Here is an 18,571-nt window from a genome sequence, read left to right on the forward strand (position 1 = left end):
GATTCGCGCATCCCGTGAGCTCTTCGATCAGGCTTAATAAAAGACGGCCGGGACACGCCCTGCCGTCTTGAACTTGTTTATAGCCTTTCCTTCGGTTACCCGATATCGGCAAATTCATTTTTATCGCCGATCTTGATCTTCAGATCCATCTTCTTGCCGTTACGAACCACATGGAACGTGACTTCATTGCCGACCTTCTGCTTTTGAATGTACTCGATCAGGCCTTCTTTGGTGGCAAAGTTACTGCCGTCCGCCCCGGTGATAATGTCATAGGGACGAAGATCCGCGTTATAAGCCGGGGACTTAAACACGATGTCGGAAACGATCGAGCCTTCTTTCACATCGGTCCCCATTTGTTTGGCCACCTCATCGGTCATCGTCATCAATGTCGCACCGATAAACGGTACCGGTTTTTGCGGGATCTTCTCATTGTTCTTCAGCTTGTCGAGCACTTCCGTAATCGTGCTGGTCGGGATGGCGAACCCGATCCCTTGGGCATCCGAACTGACCGCCACGTTAATGCCGATCACTTCGCCGTTCAAGTTCAGCAGCGGACCTCCGGAATTCCCCGGGTTGATCGAGGCGTCCGTTTGCAGCAAATGCTCGTATTCCCGGTCCTTCTCCCCATTCTCCCCAGGAATGGTGATCGGTCCGCGTTCCTTCGCGCTGAGCACCCCTACCGTTACGGTGTGGTCAAAACCTTTAGGATTTCCGATCGCGACCAGCCATTCGCCGACTTGCGTGTTGCCGGAGTTGCCCAGCGGAATCGAAGGGAAGTTGCTTCCTTCAATTTTCAGGACGGCAAGGTCCAGCTCATAGCTCGTTCCGAGTACTTTCGCCTCATAGGGCTTCTCCGTACCCTGAACCGTCACCTGTACCACATCGGCGTTATGCACAACATGCTCGTTGGTCAGTATATATCCCGTTTTGTCGAAAATAAAGCCGGAACCGATCCCCGTAGGGACGAGTTGATCCGAGCCGGACGAGGAGCCTCCGTTGCCGGAATCTTCGGATCCGCCGGAAAAATCGTCACCAAAGAAATAACGGTAGAACGGATCGTTGCTGTACGGATTACTGCGCGTTCCCTGTTTGCTGGACTTGACGAGCGTTTCGATTTTGACAACCGCCGGTCCCGCCTGCTTGACCACATTCGTGACCTCTCCCTGATCGGTGATCGGGTAGAGCGCCTGCGTCGCCTTCGAAGAAGCGGAACTTCCATTTGCGGCTCCCTGTGCGGAATTACCGCCTGAGGAATTAACCTGTGCGGATGCCGTCGTCGTCGGCGCGCCCGGGGTGAACAGGTTCTGGCGATCCGCAAATACCATGGCCCCCGTTATGATCAGCATCCCGGCCAAAGCGCCGGCGATCACCGACTTGAAGGACGAGCGCTTGGGCGGCTTGTTAAACTGCCAGTTCCCCGTGCTTTTAGCCGCGGGAGCGGCCGATTGTCCCTCCGCGTTCGACCCGCCGCCCAGCGGACTGCCGGTAACTTGGCTGAGCTCGTAAATGGGTGGAGCCGGCTTGATCGGCTCGGACCGCATGATCTCCACTTCCTCCGGCTGGCGGCGATACTCGCCCGCGTCCCTGCCGTTCTCCCCGTTTTTCCCATAAGATTGAAAGGGGCCGTACGAATAATAATAGGTTGAACCCGCATTTTCCGGCTGTCCGCCGTATGGATTCGAGTTGTCGTCTGTATGATGATCTTTGTGGCTTGAACCGCTACCGCCGTCCCCTCCGAAAGGTTGACCTTGTTTGAATTTTTCCTCATCCATGATGTTAACCCCTCCTTCCCCCGGTATTCAGGGGGTTCTCTTGTTTTCTTGTCTTTATTTTGTACTATAAACCTTAAGGGTACATTAAAAACAATTAAAAAGGAGATAAAAGCGATAGAGTAAGCGACCATGAAGGAAATCCGGGGAAGTTATTGGTTTACCCAACCCTGCCTGTGGGCATATATCGCAAGCTGTGTCCGGTCCTCAAGCTCGCATTTCATCAACAGATTGCTGACATGCGTTTTCACGGTTTTGATGCTGATATGAAGCTCCTCGGCGATGTCCTTATTCGTCTTGCCTTCCGCAATCAGCAGGAGCACTTCCTTCTCCCGCTCGGTCAAGCCGGAGTCGTCTCCTTGCACCGAACGCTGACGGAGTCCCCGCGTCAAAGCTTGGGCAACATCCCCGGTCATCACCGGCATTCCCCGATAAGCTCCTTGCAGGGCATAGATCAGCTCCTCCGCGGAGACGGTTTTCAGCACGTAACTGACGGCTCCGGCCTCCACGGCTTGAACCACAAGCTCGTCTTCGAGAAAACTGGTCAAAATGACGATTTTCAGCCCGGGAAACCGGCTCAGCACTTCTTTTGTCGCTTCGGCTCCGTTCATCACCGGCATCATCAAATCCATCAAAATAATATCGGGTCGCTGCTCCTCCCGCTGCAGCACGTCCAGCGCCTCCTGCCCGTTACCGGCCTCGGCGATCACCTCAAAACCCGGATCCAGCATCAAATAAGTTTTCAGCCCCATTCTGACCATGTCATGGTCGTCAACGATCATCACTTTGATCTTTCCGTTCATTCCCGCTCTCCCCTTTGGCATCCTCAAACTTTGGTATATGTACCCGTATCGTCGTCCCCGCTCCCGGCTTGCTGATGATTTCGACTTGTCCGCCCAGTTTTTCGGCCCGCTCCCTCATCGTCGTCAGTCCGTAGGAACCTTGTTTTTGGGAGGTCCCGCTAAAGCCCTGGCCATCATCGCTGATGCTGAGCACAACCTGCCTCGGCCCTTCCCTGAGGGACAGGCTGACGAGCTGGGCTCCGGCATGCTTGACGATATTCGCCATCGCCTCCTGGATAATCAGAAACAACTGATGCTCCTTCGCCTCGGACATATCGCCCTGCAAATCCATATCCTTGATTCCCTTCAAGCCGTTCTGGCGGCAGTAGTCCGGGAACCACGCGTCCAGCGCCTCCGAAAGGGTCTTTCCGACAAGCTCCATCGGACGCAGTTGCGCGATCAACGCGCGCATTTGCTTCTGGGCCGTATTGGACATTTGAATCAGTTGATCCATTACGGCTTGAGCCTGCTGCTCGTTATTTTCCAACACCTTGGGAAGCGAAGAGGCGGCCATGTGAATGGCAAAAAGCTGCTGGCTCACCGTATCGTGCAAATCGCGGGCCAGCCGCCGCCGCTCCTCCAGCACAGCCATCTCTGCGGCCTGCTCCTTCTCCATGACTTCCTTCTCGCCGAGCTGCTGCAGCAACTGGAGCTTTTTCTCCATCGCATTCATCATATTGTTGAATTCCTGATAGGCGCCGGCAAACGTCTGGTCCACCGTTTCCGGCATGCGGACGGACAAATTGCCCTTGGCCACTTGGAGCATATTTAAGTGCAGCAGGTCGATCCGGCCTTGGATACGCCTTCCGGCGATGTACCCGATAATGAGCGTCAAAACGACGACACCCACCATGTCGTAAAGCCATAGCCGGGGTTCGAGAACCACAATGACCCCGGTTACAGTGCCGACATAGCGGACGATCGCCGCCAGGCTGCCCGTCATCAGAAAAAAGAGCAGCAGTTCCCATTTCGTATTTTTCAAAATCCGCTGTACGATCATCGCGTTACCCCACCATGTTCACTTTCACGTCACCGATGAATACGCTGACCACGAGCTTGACGCGCTTGCTGGTTTCGCTATAGTGCGGCGATCGTACCTGCACGTTGGTCATAAAGCCCCCGCGCTTCTCGTTCAGCACTTTCAAATCGCCGATAAATGCGCTGGATTCCGCGGAAATACCGATATCCATGTCCTCGGGTACGAACACTTTAACGTCCCCGATAAAAGCGGATACGTTAATCTTTGTTTCTCCGTAGGGAATTTGCGCCTTCGTCAAATCGATAATCGTGTCGCCGATAAAATGGGAGATATTCGTCGGATGCAGCTCGAAATAATCCTGACCCAGATGAACGTCGCCGATGAAGCCCGACTTGTTGATCTTTTCCCGTTTGCCGGAAGCGTCTCCCGTTCCCATGCCGTAGGAGTTGTAATGATAGTCGTAATCATGCTTGTTGCCATGCTTTGACTTCGGTTTTGTTTTCGATTTCGTCTCTTTCGGCTGGTCCTTCTCTTCCATATCGCCAAAGATCGAATCGAGCGGGGATTCCATTTCCGGAATATAGTCGTCATGAAGCGGCGGTACGGGCGGTCTGGGCGGCGCGGGCGGGGGAAAATCCGGGTTCCGGTCCTTCGCTTCGCTCCTTGGCTTAAACAAAACCGCAATCCCCCCGATAATCAGGGCGACCGGGAAAAAGAACTTGAAGAAATCGCCCGGCGACAAATAGATCAGCCCCATATTACGTGCCAGGAAATAACCGCCGATCGCGATCAGAATTCCGCTCCCGATCAGGCTGGAGCCCCTCCACCCTCCGTTCGACAGCTGGGCGATCCCGCCCAGAATCAAAAATACCGGCCAATAGGTCGCAAACAAATAGCCCAGACTCAGATCTGTAATTCCCAACTGATTCAATAAAAACAAGGCTCCGATTCCGATCAAGACCAATCCACCGATCAGCCTTCCGCCTAATCCGCTTCGCATGTGCAGTTCCCTCCAATTGTTCTTCGCTCAATGTTTAAATTCAGTTTACCTTAAACAAAGGGCGGACAACAGCGCCGCGGGTTGGAAATGCGGCTCGGTCCCGGGACCGAGGCGGTTCCATTTTTAACCAACCCTCGGCGGACATAAAAGAGGCTGCTCCCAAACCTTGGGAACAGCCTCGCTTGTTTATTGTTGATTTTGTTGTCCGGCAGTCGGGTTAGTTACGGCGTTACGGGAAGCTTTTGCTTTTTGGGCAACCGTAGCCATCGATTCTTCAGCGAACTCTTCATTATACTTCTCGTTTGGCGTTTTATAACCAGGAGAAGCCGCTTTGTTTTTTTGATTTGGCATGAGATTCACCTCCCTTTGCATAACACGTACTTACGTACGTTATCCGGCAGCGAGTTGCGACTCTTGCCGCCTTTCGTATTATGCTTCCGGGCAGGCGCAAATATGCGGTGAATCAAATCGCCTGATCCCATACATTTTCAGGAATTTCTTTGCTGACTTCCATCGCTTTGCCCAGCTTGTTTAACATCGCTTCCGTCAGCTTGCCGTCACCTTTCCGGATGACCTGGACCTCCACTTCCTTCTTGCCCCATTCCTTGAACACCTGCTTGGTCGTCGCAAAATAAAGGTCGATCTTGTTGCCTTTGATCGCGGACCCCTTATCAGCCACAACTCCGTAACCGTAGCCCGGAATATAGAGAATGGTGCCCAGCGGAAAAATTTTCAGATCCGCGGCGATCGTCGAGACGGTATCCTTGTCCCTGCGCACTTTGACGCCGGAATACGTTATTCCGTATTGCGGATGGTTCGGATGCTTCCCGGTGGACTCATAACCGGCCGTATACCCGGTTGCCACAACTTTTACCGTTTTTACGGTCTTTTTGGCCGCTTTGGGTTCCTCACTCCGCTTCGACCGCTGCTGAACCAGCAGGTTCTCCGGTGTACCGCGCATTTCGGAATGCTCCAGCCGCTGGAAATGCCGCTGGTATTGCCGGAATAAATAACGCTCATACTGCATCTTGGCGGCCTGAGCTGATTTGGCGTAAATTTTGCTTTCCATGGTTAATCCTTGGATCGTGAGAACCGAAACTATAAATATTATGACGGTTCTCCGCCACAAAATAAATCGGCGCATATGAAAACCTCCCCCTTATTCGGAAGGGTTTCCACATGCGCCTTCGTTTATACATTTACGTTCGTTATCTTGTTGAAAACGATAGCCTTAAACGTTTCAAATCTTGTGATTGCGGATTTCGTCTTGGAGTAGAACGAGCACCTCGTCTACCGATTTTGCGCCTAGATCGCCTTCTCCGCGCTTGCGGACGGATACGCTGCCGCTGCTTTTCTCGTTCTCGCCGACAACGAACATATAAGGAATTTTTTCAAGCTGGGCTTCGCGGATTTTATAGCCGAGCTTTTCATTGCGCAAATCGCTCTCCGCACGAATGCCACCGGCCCGGAGCTTGTCTTCCACCTCACGGGCGTACTCTTCAAAAGCGCCCGAAACCGGAATGACTTTGGCTTGAACCGGAGACAGCCACAGCGGCAAGTTCCCGGCGAAGTTCTCCAGCAGGAACGCGGAGAACCGCTCCATCGTCCCCAGAATCCCGCGGTGCAGCACGACCGGACGGTGCTTCTGACCGTCGTCCCCGACGTATTCAAGCTCGAAGCGTTCCGGCAGCAGGAAGTCGATTTGCACGGTGGAAAGGGTCTCTTCTTTCCCCAGCGCCGTCTTGACCTGCACGTCCAGCTTAGGCCCATAGAATGCGGCTTCTCCTTCCGCCTCGAAGAACGGCAGGCCCGCTTCCTCTACGACTTCACGCAGCATTCCTTGGGCCGTATTCCACATCTCGTCGTTCGGGAAGTACTTCTCGGTATCCTGCGGATCCCGGTAGGACAAGCGGAAACGGTATTCCTCGATGCCGAAATCGCGGTACACCTGGCTGATCAGATCCAGTACCCGTTTAAACTCACCCTTGATTTGATCCAAACGGCAGAAAATATGGGCGTCGTTCAGCGTCATGGAACGAACGCGGTGCAGGCCGGTCAATGCGCCCGACATTTCGTAGCGGTGCTGCATGCCGAGCTCGGCGATGCGGATCGGCAGATCGCGGTAGCTGCGCAGGTCGCTTTTGTACACCATCATGTGGTGAGGACAGTTCATCGGCCGAAGGACGAATTCTTCAACGTCGATGGCCATGACCGGGAACATATCCTCCTGATAGTGCTCCCAGTGGCCGGACGTTTTGTACAGATCCACGTTCCCCAGCACCGGCGTGTACACATGCTGATATCCCAGACGTTCCTCGATATCGACGATGTAACGCTCCAGCGTACGGCGCAGCGTCGCCCCTTTCGGCAGCCAGATCGGCAGGCCTTGTCCCACTAAATTGTTGAAAGTGAAGATGTTCAGCTCTTTCCCCAGTTTCCGGTGATCGCGCTTCTTCGCTTCCTCCAGCATGTGCAGGTGGTGGTCCAGTTCGGCTTTTTTGACAAAGGCCGTACCGTAAATCCGCTGCAGCATTTTGTTGTTGCTGTTTCCGCGCCAGTACGCGCCGGCTACGCTCAACAGCTTGAACACTTTGATCTTGCCGGTCGAAGGCACGTGAGGTCCGCGGCAAAGATCGAAAAACTCGCCTTGGTCATAAATCGAAATAACGCTGTCCTCCGGCAAATCCCGGATTAGCTCCAGTTTGTAAGGATCGCCCAGCTCGGTAAAAATCGCCACGGCTTCTTCACGGCTGACCTCGCGGCGGGTAATCGGCAGATTCTCCCCGATAATCCGCTCCATTTCCTTCTCGATCTTTTGCAGGTCCTCGGGATTCAACGGGTGTTCCAAATCCATGTCGTAATAGAAGCCGTCTTCGATCACCGGGCCGATGCCGAGTTTGACTTCCTTGCCGCCAAACAGCCGTTTGACCGCCTGCGCCATCAAGTGGGCCGTACTGTGACGCATAATTTCCAGGCCGTCTGTGGAATCGAGCGTAATGATTTCCACCTTATCCCCATTCGACAGTTTGGTGTTCAGGTCAACCGCCTTGTCGTTGATTTTGCCGGCCACCGCGTTTTTGCGCAGGCCGCTGCTGATCGAAGCCGCGACATCCTCCAGTGTGCTTCCTTCCGCATATTCCCGGACGGAACCGTCCGGCAGCGATACTTGAATTGCCATATTTATATCCTCCTTAAGCATAATATTTCTATTAGGGCAACAAAAAAAGCCCGTCCCTGAAAAGGGACGAGCATTTATTTACCCGTGGTTCCACCCTTATTCGGTCGTTCCGTATTGTCGGAATGGCCCTTAATAAGCATTTGGTAACGGAAATGACCCGGTGATTTCTAATGCTGCCGGATGCGGCAGGTTCAAAACCACAGCTTCAAAGGGGTAAACCAAAACCGGTGCACAAGGGAATTTCAGCCGGGTTCCCTCTCTCTGGAAATGTCCTGTCATTTCGGTTCATGTCTTTGTCGACGCTTTTTTGCAAATGAATCTTCATAATGAAATGTCAAATCGAATTACCTGTAAATTATAAGCCTTCCTTCGGGAGACGTCAAGAACCCGAAGTTTCCTGGTTCTTCGGCCTGGATTCCTTGCTGAGCGAAATGCAATGCGCGCATTGCAGACACAATTGTACCCGCTCTCCGAAAATCCGGGTAATCGTGGCGATGATCTGGGCTTCCGGACGGGATGTATGAATGTGTATTCGCTGTGGCGACAACGAAATTAAAGCGCTGACGACCATATCCTCCATCTCCATCTCCTGATCCGCCATTTGAGCAATGACGCCGCCGACAGAAGGCGGTGTTATTTTGGCAAACTGTTCATTATATATCCCGAATTCTTGATCATCCTTGTGAATGAGATGAACGAGCTGGGTCAACGGCTCCTGAAAATGAACGAAATACTGCAGCAGGTGGATAAATTCCTCATACTGCTGATCCAGAAGATATTCTTCCATCGCCAGGTCCACCATTTCCCGCAGCTTGTCCTTATAAGCTTTTAAGCGAAACTCGATGAATCCGTCGATGTCCAAATAGCGCGCTTCCTCCAAGTAGGAGGCGAGCGCCGTCCGAATCTCGTTCATCCTGTACCGTTGAGCCGCCCGATCCCCCTCTTCTTCACCGGACAGCATTTTGGCGCAAAATCCCGCCACCGCCTCTTCCTCCTCGCGGGAGGAGAATCGATACCGTTTGGAGGCCTCCTCACCAGCCAGTTCAACTTCCTTGACCTCCACAATAAAACGGGAAATGCCTCGGGCGAGATCCTCTATAACTTGACGCCGTACTTCATCCGTATTGGTTCCTTCTTTTCCGGTTGCCGACAATACAACGAGCAGACCGGATCCATCGGGAGCATAATGCGTCTTTATCCGGGCAGCCCCTTTATGTACCGCACTCTCCTCATCGCAAATATAATCCAAGAATCGTCGTTCCGTTGGTAAACCGCGGGTGGCCATGTGTAGCGAAAAAAAATCCATAAGTCCTCCCCCTTTCGTATCCTTCCCAAAGTATATGGCGGGAAGGATACGGATATACGAGGCGGACTTATGGAAAGATAGCCAGAACTGCCAAAAGAAACAGTCTTTAATTCTGCATGATAAAGTCGCGTTCGATGCTGGAATTTTGATCGAATACGCGCAAAATTTCGTACTTCGTATTCCGTTGGGCCGGTGTCTTGCCGGCAGAGCGGATAATCGACAGAATCGATTCGATGTTCACCTTATGAGTCGCCCCTGCCGAGGAAACGACATTTTCCTCGATCATCGTGCTGCCGAAATCGTTGCAGCCGTACTGTAGCGACAGCTTACCGACCTCGGGTCCCATCGTGACCCAGGAAGACTGCAGGTTCTTGATGTTATCCAGCACGATGCGGCTGATCGCCACCGTTTTCAAATAGGATTCCGGCGTTTGGCGCTCCGCCTTGAGATTCGTGTTGTCCGGCTGGAACGTCCAAGGGATGAAGGCCAGAAACCCTTCCGAAGGATAGCCGTTTTGGAGGCACTCATCCTGTGCTTCCCGGACGCGCAGCAAGTGGAGGGCGCGCTCTTCCATCGACTCGCCGAAACCGATGACCATCGTCGCCGTTGTGTTCATCCCGATTTTGTGAGCCGTCTGCATCACGTCCATCCAATCCCGCCAGGAGCCTTTCAGCCGGCTGATTTTGCGGCGGGTGCGGTCGTCCAGTATCTCCGCTCCGCCTCCCGGCAGCGAATCCAGGCCGGCGGCATGGATTTCCCGCAGCACTTCTTCCAGCGAGAGCCCCTCCGAGACTTCCTTCATTTTCATGATTTCCGCCGGAGAGAAGGAGTGCATCGTAATGTCCGGGAACCGTTCCTTGATCGCTCGCAGCAGGTTCGTGTAATAACTGAACGGCAGATTCGGGTTCGTTCCGCCCTGCATCAAAATTTCCGTGCCGCCGACATCGATCGTTTCCTGGATTTTCTGGAAAATGACCTCATCCGGCAAGACATATCCTTCCTCCGAACCCGGGCGGCGATAAAACGCACAAAACCGGCAGTATACATCACAGACATTCGTATAGTTTACGTTCCGTCCGATGACAAAGGTCGTAATGGGATCGGGGTGCTTACGCTCCATCAGAACATTTGCCGCATGGCCGATTTTCTCGACTTCCTCCGACTCGAATAATGCGATCGTATCTTCAAGATCCAGACGCTCGCCACGTAACGCCTTGTCTAATATAGGGTTGATTGCAGTCATTTCGCTGCCTCCTTGCGTCTCCTGAATATATAAGTCAATAAAATGTCAAAACATTCAATATTCAAATCGTAACATATTCATCCGCATAAAAACAGCACCCGATCCATTTCGGGTGCTGTTCGTGCTCGGTATTTAAATACGGCGGCCTTGCCGTTTAAGCCTCCAAAGCCTGTTCCAAATCGGCGAGCAAATCGCCGATATCCTCCAGGCCTACGGAGAAGCGCAGCAGACCGTCGGTAATCCCGCGTTCGAGCCGGACTTCCGGCGGCATGGACGCATGCGACATCATCGCCGGGTAGGATAGGATGCTTTCAACGGCACCGAGGCTGACCGCGACGAGGGGGAGCTTCACTCGGCTGAGCACCCGTTTGGCCCGGTCGCCGGAACCGACATCGAACGAAACGACGGCGCCGTAACCTTTGGACTGCTTTTCCTGGACTTCACGGCCGGGATGCTCCGCGAGACCCGGATAATAAACGGCCGCGATGTCCTGGCGGCGGGCAAGCCAGTCCGCCAGCTTGCGGGCGCTGATTTCGCTGTGCGCCATTCTAGCCCCCAGCGTCTTCATCCCCCGCATAAGCAGCCAGGATTCCTGGGCTCCGAGTACGGTGCCGAGGCCGTTCTGTACGTATTTCAAACGATCGGCCAACGCGTCGTCCCGGGCCACCGCAAGCCCGGCCAGCACGTCGCTGTGCCCGCCGAGAAATTTGGTCGCGCTGTGCAGCACGATGTCGACCCCCTGCTCGATCGGGCGTTGATAATACGGCGTCATAAACGTATTGTCCACGATGCTGATCAGATCGTGCTCCCGCGCCCATTCGGCGACCGCCCCGATATCGGTAATTTTCAGCGTCGGATTGGACGGCGTTTCCATATATACGGCCTTCGTATTGGGCTGGAGTGCGGCCTTGACCGCTTCCAGGTCCGTCATATCGACGAAGGTCGTCTCGATGTTCATCCGGCTTAATATCTGCGTAAGCAGCCGGTATGTACCCCCGTAAACATCCTCCGTCACGATGAGGTGATCGCCGGCCGAAAACAGCATGAAGGTCGATGAAATGGCGGCCATGCCGCTGGCGAAGGCGAAGCCGCGCACTCCGCCTTCCAGGACCGCGATATAATCTTCCAACGCCTGGCGGGTCGGATTGCCCGACCGGCTGTAATCATGCGTTGGAGGATTAAAAATATCGTGGTGATGAAAAGTCGAAGCTTGGTAAATCGGGACACTGGAGGCTCCGGTTGCCGGATCCACCTCGCTGCCAAAATGGATCAGCCGGGTGTCCAATTTCGGAGATTGCCGTTCTTCCCGGTTCCGGTCGTTCATTTCGCGCCCCCCTCTTCCACTTCGCGGCGGGCCGCTTCCAAGGCTCTGCCCAGATCTTCGATTAAGTCGGCGGGGTGCTCGATCCCGACCGAGAAGCGGAGCAGCCGGTCATCCACCCCGACGGCATCGCGGATTTCGGCCGGAATATCCGCATGCGTCTGAACGGCCGGATAGGTCATGAGCGATTCCACGCCGCCCAAACTCTCGGCGAAAGCGATCAGTTCAAGGTTCCGCAGCACCGGTTCCACATAACGGGCATCCGTAACCTTAAAGGAAAAGATGCCCGTATTACCGCTGGACTGCCGTTTCTGGATGTCATGGCCCGGATGATCGGGCAAACCGGGATGAAATACCTCGGCGATTTGCGGATGCTTCAGCAAAAACTCGGCCATCGCCAGCGCGTTGCTTTCATGCCGCTCCATCCGCAGTGCCAATGTCTTCATGCCGCGCATAAGCTGGTAGGAGTCGGAGGGGCTCAGCACCGCCCCGATCGAATTATGCAAAAAGGCGACTTCCTGGGAGAGTTCCTCCCCTTTAGTCACGATCAGTCCGGCCAGCACGTCGTTATGGCCGCCCAAGTATTTCGTCGCACTGTGTACGACGATATCGGCACCCAGTTCCAGCGGACGTTGAAAATAAGGGGTCAGCAGTGTATTGTCCACCACCGTAAGCAGCCCATGGCGCTTGGCCCACAGCCCTACGGCTTCAAGATCGGTCACCATCATCAACGGGTTGGTCGGCGTCTCGATGAAGACGGCTTTGGTGTTCGGTTTCCGCACGCTTTCCAAGGCGTCCAGATCGTTCGTATCGACATAGGAGGATGTGATTCCGAACCGGGAAAGAATCCGTTCAAGCAGCCGGTAAGTTCCGCCGTATAAGTCCAAGGAGACGATCAGATGATCCCCTTGCGAGAACAGGCTGAAAACCGTCTGAAGCGCCGCCATGCCCGAACTGCAGGCGAAACCCGCATCTCCGCTTTCCAGGGCGGCCGCGGCCTCTTCCAACACGGTCCGCGTCGGACTTTTCGTCCGCGAATAGTCAAACCCGGTACTCTGCCCGAGCCGGGGATGGCGGAAAGCGGTCGCCTGATAGATGGGATAAGTAACCGCTCCGGTGACCGGTTCCTCGATCGATCCGATTTGAGCCAGCCTGCTGTCCAAATGCCATTTTTTATTTTTTGCCACTGCGTACCCCTCCACTAATCAAATATGGTATATAAGTTCGGCCATTTCATCGATATCATACGGTGTTTCCTGATACACATAGTAGTTCAGCCAGTTGGAGAATAATAAGTTGGCATGCGCTCTCCAAGTCGAACGCGGGGGCTTGGAGGGATCGTTGTTCGGATAATAGTTCACCGGAAGCTCGATTTCCAGCCCTTTGGCGACGTCACGATCATATTCCCACTTCAGGGAACCCGCATCATACTCCGAGTGTCCGGTCACAAAAATTTGCTTCCCGTCCCGTGAAGCGACGAGGTAGATACCGGCTTCCTCCGATTCGGCCAAAATCTCGAGCTCCGGGGACCGCTCGATATCCTCCCGGGATACGTCCGTATGACGGGAATGCGGAACCTGGAACACTTCGTCGAAGCCCCGCATTAATTTTACGCGGGGGTTGTTGACGGTATGGGAGAAGATGCCGAAGCATTTTTTCTCGAGCGGGACTTTGCGGACCCCGTAGTGGTAGTATAAACCGGCCTGGGAAGCCCAACAGATGTGCATGGTCGAAGTGACATGCGTTTTGCTCCATTCGAAGATCTCTTTCAGTTCCTCCCAATAGTTGACTTCTTCAAAAGCCAGTTGCTCGACCGGCGCGCCCGTCACGATCATGCCGTCAAACCGCCGGCTCTTGATCTCGTCGAAGGTTTTGTAGAACATCTCCAAATGCTCCGCCGACGTATTCTTCGAAATATGGGAACGGGGGTGGAGCAATACGATCTCCACCTGGAGCGGCGTGTTGCCGAGCAAACGCAAAATTTGCGATTCCGTCGTTTCTTTCGTCGGCATCAGGTTCAGAATGGCGATTCTGAGGGGCCGAATGTCCTGCTGGTAGGCCCGGCTCTCATCCATTACAAAAATATTCTCGTTCGCAAGCACTTCCTTGGCCGGCAGATGATCCGGTACTTTAATCGGCATTACATTCCAACTCCTTTTTTTTGGGGATTTTACTGGGTTACCTCGTGAAAGCGGGCAATAACAAGAAAAAGACCTCACTCCAAAGAGAAAGGTCATCATTTATTCCTGAATGCGCCTCTCTCATCTCTCAGAAACCTAAGAGCATCACATCATGCTCCCAAGCTCTGCAAGAATTAGCACCGTGCGACGTATCGCCGGTTGCCGGGTATCATCGGGCCAGTCCCTCCACCTACTCTTGATAAGAAAATCGTCTAAATATTCTGTTGTTAAAATTCTAATTGAATCAGGTTGATTTCATTATACATGAATTCTCTTTTTTAACAAGGCGTACGCCATTTTTTATCCACAACTTTTTGGCTTGAAACATTTCAACCCCCGGCGTTATACTAGACAAGTGCTAAAAAGGCAACCCATAAACTCATGATAAAGAGGTGAATCCGAGAAATGGAAGGCGACCCGAGTCCGCAGCGCATGGACCTGAAGAAACAACCGCATAGGAAACCGATCAGCAGGCGCCACGTGGAGGGTAACGGGCACTTTCTTTTCCCGGTGTTTTCATAAAACGCCTTTTTCGGCGTTCGCCGTGCTGATCCTTTCCTGTGCTCAAACCAAAAATGAGCATATCCCGGCTGCCTAGGCCGGAAAAGGGAGTGATTGGTATGAAAATCCGTCATGTGGTGGCCGGTGTATTTAAGCCGGTCGAAGACGTGGAACTCACGACAACCCCGCCTGAGGAAGGCTTCTACTGGATTGACGCGGACGTTGATGACCTGGCGCTGCTTCAACCGCTGTTCTCGCTGCATGATCTTGCCGTTGAGGACTGCCTCACCGAGGAGGAGCAGCGTCCGAAAATCGAAACCTACGACAACCATTACTTTATTGTAGTTAACAGCATCCGTTATGATGATGAGGAAATTTTTCTGCGGGCGCTAAACATCTTCTTGGGAAGACACTACATCATCACCGTGACGAAGCAGAAAATTAACGAACTGCGGGCCGTCAAGCCGATTCTCTGGGAACAGGAAGTCAGCGAACCCGACCGCTTTCTTTATTTTCTCATCGACCTCGTGGTCGACAACTACTTCATTGTCGGTGACCGCATCGAAGTCAAAATCGAAAAGCTGGAAGAAGATATATTGATGCACACCAAACGCTCGCACCTGAACGAGATCATCGGTCTGCGAAGCGAAATTTTGTGGTTGAAGAAAGTGCTTGGCCCTCAAAAGGAAGTTATCAATATTTTAAATAAGAAAGACTTGCGACTGATCGACGATCAGCTGCAAAAGTATTTCAGCGATATTTACGAAAATGCCGTTAAAATCTCCGAAAACTTCGACACCTTTCGAGAATTGATCGGAAACTTGCGAGAAGCTTATCAAGCGGCGATCGCCAACCGGGCCAATGAAATCATGCGCGTATTCACCGCAATCACCACGATTTTCATTCCGTTGACCCTGATTACAGGGATATACGGGATGAATTTTGAACACATGCCCGAAATCCATTGGAAATACGGATATTATGTCGTCCTGGGCGTCATGATCGTCCTCGGCGCAGGCATGTTCTATCTGTTCCGCAAGCGGGACTGGATTTAGTACAATAAGCGCGGCTTTTAAAAAATACAGCGCCTTTTCTCCATCTACGCCTTCCCTTGAGGCTGAACGGAGAAAACGCGCTGTTTTGTTTATTTAGGAGTTATCCGGCTTTCTGCGCCTGATCCTTATGCCGACGATAGGAAAGGCGGAGCAGGCGGATTCGTTCATAAAGCCGATCCAGATTGGCCGTCTCTATCGTTTCCTGATCGTAAGCCCGCTGCAGCACGGGTTTGAGGAAGGCGTCCCCGAGTTCCTCAAAGGCCTGCCAGATGGAGCTTTTCTCCTCCGCCGGCATGTCCTGCAACTCCAACTGAACGAGCGCCTCGGTCGTGTACCCGTCCTTCTCGAATTGCTCGAGCAGTTCGACGGCATCCCTCCGTTCGAGACCTGTCCGTTCGCAGATTCCTTCCAAATTGCCGCCTTGGGCCATCGCTTCCAGCGCTTGACGGCGCAGGCTGAATTTCTCCATCTCCATGCGGAATTTAGCTTCCTTCTGCCTATACATCCAGGAACGAAAGGTATCGTCGTCGATGTCCCGTTCCACCCAATCGAGCGGAAACTCGCCCGGCCGTTCTCCAGCCTGCGCCGCGGTTAACGCAAGCAATTCGGTCCCGTATTCGGCCGCCTTGTTCTCTCCTACTCCAGGCAGCTGCAGTAATTCGTCCACCGTATGCGGCCGAAATACGCTGATCAGGCGAAGCAGCCGGTTGCTGGCGATAAGATAGGGGGCCTTGCGTTCGGCGGAAGCTTTCTTCCGCCGCCAACCGCACAGCTCATTGTACAGCGTTTCGTTCTCGTGAAGTTCGCTGTAACAAATCAGCCGCTGCGCGGCCATGCCCCTTCCGTGAAACTCCTCCCTCTCATCCCATATCCCTTCGATCACCGGACGGTAGCCTTCGCCGAGCTTGATGACCAGCCTATGCCGATAAATATGGAGCATTTCAGACCATGAACCGCCTTCGTACCAAATTGTCTCGCTTTCCTCCTCTCCCGTCGATTCGTTCCACCCCATCCTCCAAACCCCGTCCTCTTCGCCGATCCATACCTGGGCATCGCCGGCGGTGGCCCCGCCATCCTTCTTCTCCAGGCTGTTCAGAAAAACAATCCGCATCCCTTCTACCTCCTTCGACTGTCAGCAACGACAGGCGTTTCAATCCAAAAACGCAAAAAAAGCACCTCTCCCGAATGATTCAAGAGAGGTGCTTCCTCTAGTCGTATACTGTTGTTACTAATAGTACCATTTTTTCGGAGATTGTCAATCCGGATTATTTTCATCGCCATTTCCACGAGCGACCGAATATCCGCTATAATGACAGGAGACAACTCGTTTTATAGGAGGCACAGCTTATGACCGCATCAAATCAGGATTTGGACTTTTTATCCGACAGCACGGAGAGCACATCCACCCGTTTTGTCACTTTTATCGGAAACTCCCTCAAACGTTTTGACCTGGCTGTCACCACGACAAACCGTTTTTACGGCAAGAAACTTGTGACCGATCTCCAGAACGGAAAAACCGCGATCTTGGGCACCGACGACCTTGAGGAAGAAGGTTACCTGGAGCATGTATTCGCCCTGAATGAGGAAGAGGGCGGCGAACTGCGCAGCTTTTTGTACCAGGTTGTCGGAGATGCCTATTTTACGGATTAACGGTCTTTACTTATCCGCTTATTCCTTCCGTTCCGTTCGGGGGCCGAAGCAGGCCAGCAGCAGGAAGGAGATCAGCACCATCCAGCCCGCCCAAGCCCAGGCCGCTCCGGTATCGCCCGACTCCACAGCCATGTAAATGGCCGTCGGCAGCGTCTGGGTTCTTCCGGGAATGTTGCCGGCCAGCATCAGCGTCGCTCCAAACTCGCCAAGAGCCCGGGTAAAAGACAGCACAAACGCGGTTGTCAGGGAACGTCCGGCAAGCGGGATAGCGACCCGGAGCAATAGCTGCGGCTCGGAGGCCCCCAGCGATCGGCCGGCGGCCAGCAGATCCCGATCGATGGAAGCGAAGCCGGCTTTGGCCGACTGATACGCCAGCGGGAAAGCAACGACGGCGGCCGCCAGGACGGCGGCCCCCCAAGTAAAGACGATCGGCAGGCCGGACAGCGCTTCAAACCACCGGCCGATAAAGCTCCTGCGTCCGAAGGCCATAAGCAGCAGGAACCCGACTACGGTAGGCGGCAGTACCATAGGAAGCATAATGATCGTTTCAAGCACAATTTTCCCGCGAAATTTCCGTCCCGTCATAAGCCAGGCCAACCATCCGGCAAGCAAAAAGGCCAAGGTTCCGGCGAGAAGGGATACCTTAAGGGAAAGCAGAACAGGCGACCAAAACGAAGCATGCATCATGCCGCTTACTCCGGTACCGTGAACCCGTGGTCAACAAACACTTGACGAGCCTCCCGGGATTGCAGAAATTGCAAGAACCGGCCGGCTTCCTCTTGATGCTCGGAGGCGGACACCACGCCTGCCGGATAAAGAATAGGAGCGTGGCTTTCTTCATCGACCACGAGCCCGGTTTGGATGTTCGAAGAACCTTTCGCATCGCTCTCATAAACGAAGCCGGCATCCACGTTTCCCGATTCCACATAGGTGAGCACCTGTGTAACATCTTTGGCGAATATCATTTTGGACGAAAGCGCCTCCCATAATCCGGTATGCTCCAGCGCTTCCTTGGTGTATGCGCCGGCGGGAACCACCTCGGGTTCACCCAGAGCGATCGTCCCGAAATCCGTTTTTTTCAAATCCGCCAAGGAGGAAAGCTCGCCCGTAGCGTCGGCTGGCCGAACCAGAACAAGCCGGTTCCGTAACAGGTCCGTTTTGCTTTCAGGCTTGATGAGCCCTTTGTCCATCAGGGCGGTCATCTGTTTTTGGCCTGCCGATAGAAACAGATCCACGGGCGCTCCCTGCTCGATCTGCTTTTGCAGCGAACCCGATGCGCCGAAATTCATGGTCAGCCGGATATTCCGCTGTTCCTTTTCAAAGAGCGGAGCGATCTCCTCCAGACTCTCTTTTAAACTGGCCGCCGCCGAAATAGTCAGCGTAACGGTCGCTGCCGTTTCGGAGTCGGATGCCGCCTGTTGTGTGGCCGCCTTATCGGACGGTACGCCGCATGAGGTTAGGAGTCCGATGACAACCATTAAAATAAATACAAGCGTACTTCCACGGAAACGGGAACCAGAGAAATGCCGCATTTATGTATGCCTCCC

The 18,571-nt window shown here is 53.6% G+C and carries 17 protein-coding genes and 1 riboswitch; of the genes, 2 read left to right on the forward strand and 15 right to left on the reverse strand.

The features are described from left to right. Positions 1-95 precede the first annotated feature (95 nt). The 12 genes from LBW89_RS22175 to metA all read right to left on the reverse strand — a co-directional run bounded on the left by LBW89_RS22175 (position 96) and on the right by metA (position 13,779). On the reverse strand, positions 96-1,772 hold the full coding sequence (locus tag LBW89_RS22175; RefSeq protein WP_225040430.1) for a S1C family serine protease: 1,677 nt from the start codon (positions 1,770-1,772) through the stop codon (positions 96-98). Positions 1,773-1,921: 149 nt separating this feature from the next. Further along, entirely contained in the window at positions 1,922-2,572 is a 651-nt protein-coding gene (locus tag LBW89_RS22180; protein WP_148450612.1) for a response regulator, read from the reverse strand. After that, entirely contained in the window at positions 2,541-3,611 is a 1,071-nt protein-coding gene (locus LBW89_RS22185) for a sensor histidine kinase (protein ID WP_148450613.1), read from the reverse strand. Before LBW89_RS22185 ends, LBW89_RS22180 begins: the two co-directional genes overlap by 32 nt. A gap of 4 nt (positions 3,612-3,615) precedes the next feature. Next, the gene (gene liaF, locus LBW89_RS22190; RefSeq protein ID WP_148450614.1) at positions 3,616-4,590 is read right to left on the reverse strand and encodes a cell wall-active antibiotics response protein LiaF; all 975 of its coding nucleotides are present in this window, start codon (positions 4,588-4,590) and stop codon (positions 3,616-3,618) included. Between the two features lie 186 nt (positions 4,591-4,776). Next, complete coding sequence (locus LBW89_RS22195; protein ID WP_170287030.1) at positions 4,777-4,941, reverse strand: hypothetical protein; 165 nt, start codon at positions 4,939-4,941, stop codon at positions 4,777-4,779. A gap of 112 nt (positions 4,942-5,053) precedes the next feature. Further along, positions 5,054-5,551 (reverse strand): 3D domain-containing protein, encoded by a 498-nt coding sequence (locus LBW89_RS22200; protein WP_412067022.1) that lies wholly within the window; start codon positions 5,549-5,551, stop codon positions 5,054-5,056. A gap of 279 nt (positions 5,552-5,830) precedes the next feature. Next, positions 5,831-7,768, reverse strand: a complete 1,938-nt coding sequence (gene thrS / locus LBW89_RS22205) for a threonine--tRNA ligase (RefSeq protein WP_148450615.1) — start codon at positions 7,766-7,768, stop codon at positions 5,831-5,833. A gap of 379 nt (positions 7,769-8,147) precedes the next feature. Next, positions 8,148-9,074 carry a putative sporulation protein YtxC gene (gene ytxC, locus LBW89_RS22210; RefSeq protein ID WP_148450616.1) on the reverse strand — a complete coding sequence of 309 codons (927 nt, stop codon included), beginning with the start codon at positions 9,072-9,074 and terminating at the stop codon, positions 8,148-8,150. A 106-nt stretch (positions 9,075-9,180) separates the two neighbouring features. Further along, entirely contained in the window at positions 9,181-10,317 is a 1,137-nt protein-coding gene (gene mqnC, locus LBW89_RS22215; RefSeq protein ID WP_148450617.1) for a cyclic dehypoxanthinyl futalosine synthase, read from the reverse strand. 154 nt (positions 10,318-10,471) lie between these two features. Next, the gene (locus tag LBW89_RS22220) at positions 10,472-11,641 is read right to left on the reverse strand and encodes a trans-sulfuration enzyme family protein (RefSeq protein WP_148450618.1); all 1,170 of its coding nucleotides are present in this window, start codon (positions 11,639-11,641) and stop codon (positions 10,472-10,474) included. After that, a complete protein-coding gene (locus LBW89_RS22225; RefSeq protein WP_148450619.1) occupies positions 11,638-12,825 on the reverse strand; it encodes a PLP-dependent transferase in 1,188 nt (395 codons plus the stop codon). Before LBW89_RS22225 ends, LBW89_RS22220 begins: the two co-directional genes overlap by 4 nt. An 18-nt stretch (positions 12,826-12,843) precedes the next feature. Beyond that, complete coding sequence (gene metA, locus LBW89_RS22230) at positions 12,844-13,779, reverse strand: homoserine O-acetyltransferase MetA (protein ID WP_148450620.1); 936 nt, start codon at positions 13,777-13,779, stop codon at positions 12,844-12,846. Between the two features lie 117 nt (positions 13,780-13,896). Then, positions 13,897-14,024, reverse strand: a riboswitch (SAM riboswitch). 414 nt (positions 14,025-14,438) lie between these two features. Between metA and corA the strand changes: the two genes are divergently transcribed. Next, positions 14,439-15,374, forward strand: coding sequence for a magnesium/cobalt transporter CorA (corA, locus tag LBW89_RS22235; protein ID WP_148450621.1), 936 nt, complete (start codon positions 14,439-14,441; stop codon positions 15,372-15,374). Between the two features lie 100 nt (positions 15,375-15,474). Here corA and LBW89_RS22240 read toward each other — a convergent pair whose 3' ends face one another. Next, complete coding sequence (locus tag LBW89_RS22240) at positions 15,475-16,485, reverse strand: HRDC domain-containing protein (RefSeq protein WP_148450622.1); 1,011 nt, start codon at positions 16,483-16,485, stop codon at positions 15,475-15,477. A 236-nt stretch (positions 16,486-16,721) separates the two neighbouring features. Here LBW89_RS22240 and LBW89_RS22245 point away from each other — a divergent pair, with 236 nt between their 5' ends. Beyond that, complete coding sequence (locus tag LBW89_RS22245) at positions 16,722-17,024, forward strand: DUF3055 domain-containing protein (protein WP_148450623.1); 303 nt, start codon at positions 16,722-16,724, stop codon at positions 17,022-17,024. A gap of 18 nt (positions 17,025-17,042) precedes the next feature. On the opposite strand, the gene modB is transcribed toward LBW89_RS22245, so the two are convergent. Further along, positions 17,043-17,711 carry a molybdate ABC transporter permease subunit gene (modB, locus tag LBW89_RS22250; protein WP_225040434.1) on the reverse strand — a complete coding sequence of 223 codons (669 nt, stop codon included), beginning with the start codon at positions 17,709-17,711 and terminating at the stop codon, positions 17,043-17,045. A 5-nt stretch (positions 17,712-17,716) separates the two neighbouring features. Then, positions 17,717-18,556, reverse strand: a complete 840-nt coding sequence (modA, locus tag LBW89_RS22255; protein ID WP_148450625.1) for a molybdate ABC transporter substrate-binding protein — start codon at positions 18,554-18,556, stop codon at positions 17,717-17,719. Between the last annotated feature and the right edge of the window lie 15 nt (positions 18,557-18,571).

This window comes from Paenibacillus sp. alder61 (assembly GCF_020179875.1).
Classification (GTDB): domain Bacteria; phylum Bacillota; class Bacilli; order Paenibacillales; family Paenibacillaceae; genus Fontibacillus; species Fontibacillus faecis.

What these genes read in the sequence shown, in the direction of transcription:
- LBW89_RS22175 (WP_225040430.1), bottom strand. Translation starts at nt 1,772, where the DNA reads ATGGATGAGGAAAAATTCAAACAAGGTCAACCTTTCGGAGGGGACGGC.
- LBW89_RS22180 (WP_148450612.1), bottom strand. Translation starts at nt 2,572, where the DNA reads ATGAACGGAAAGATCAAAGTGATGATCGTTGACGACCATGACATGGTC.
- LBW89_RS22185 (WP_148450613.1), bottom strand. Translation starts at nt 3,611, where the DNA reads ATGATCGTACAGCGGATTTTGAAAAATACGAAATGGGAACTGCTGCTC.
- liaF (WP_148450614.1), bottom strand. Translation starts at nt 4,590, where the DNA reads ATGCGAAGCGGATTAGGCGGAAGGCTGATCGGTGGATTGGTCTTGATC.
- LBW89_RS22195 (WP_170287030.1), bottom strand. Translation starts at nt 4,941, where the DNA reads ATGCCAAATCAAAAAAACAAAGCGGCTTCTCCTGGTTATAAAACGCCA.
- LBW89_RS22200 (WP_412067022.1), bottom strand. Translation starts at nt 5,551, where the DNA reads ATGCGCGGTACACCGGAGAACCTGCTGGTTCAGCAGCGGTCGAAGCGG.
- thrS (WP_148450615.1), bottom strand. Translation starts at nt 7,768, where the DNA reads ATGGCAATTCAAGTATCGCTGCCGGACGGTTCCGTCCGGGAATATGCG.
- ytxC (WP_148450616.1), bottom strand. Translation starts at nt 9,074, where the DNA reads ATGGATTTTTTTTCGCTACACATGGCCACCCGCGGTTTACCAACGGAA.
- mqnC (WP_148450617.1), bottom strand. Translation starts at nt 10,317, where the DNA reads ATGACTGCAATCAACCCTATATTAGACAAGGCGTTACGTGGCGAGCGT.
- LBW89_RS22220 (WP_148450618.1), bottom strand. Translation starts at nt 11,641, where the DNA reads ATGAACGACCGGAACCGGGAAGAACGGCAATCTCCGAAATTGGACACC.
- metA (WP_148450620.1), bottom strand. Translation starts at nt 13,779, where the DNA reads ATGCCGATTAAAGTACCGGATCATCTGCCGGCCAAGGAAGTGCTTGCG.
- corA (WP_148450621.1), top strand. Translation starts at nt 14,439, where the DNA reads ATGAAAATCCGTCATGTGGTGGCCGGTGTATTTAAGCCGGTCGAAGAC.
- LBW89_RS22240 (WP_148450622.1), bottom strand. Translation starts at nt 16,485, where the DNA reads ATGCGGATTGTTTTTCTGAACAGCCTGGAGAAGAAGGATGGCGGGGCC.
- LBW89_RS22245 (WP_148450623.1), top strand. Translation starts at nt 16,722, where the DNA reads ATGACCGCATCAAATCAGGATTTGGACTTTTTATCCGACAGCACGGAG.
- modB (WP_225040434.1), bottom strand. Translation starts at nt 17,711, where the DNA reads ATGATGCATGCTTCGTTTTGGTCGCCTGTTCTGCTTTCCCTTAAGGTA.
- modA (WP_148450625.1), bottom strand. Translation starts at nt 18,556, where the DNA reads ATGCGGCATTTCTCTGGTTCCCGTTTCCGTGGAAGTACGCTTGTATTT.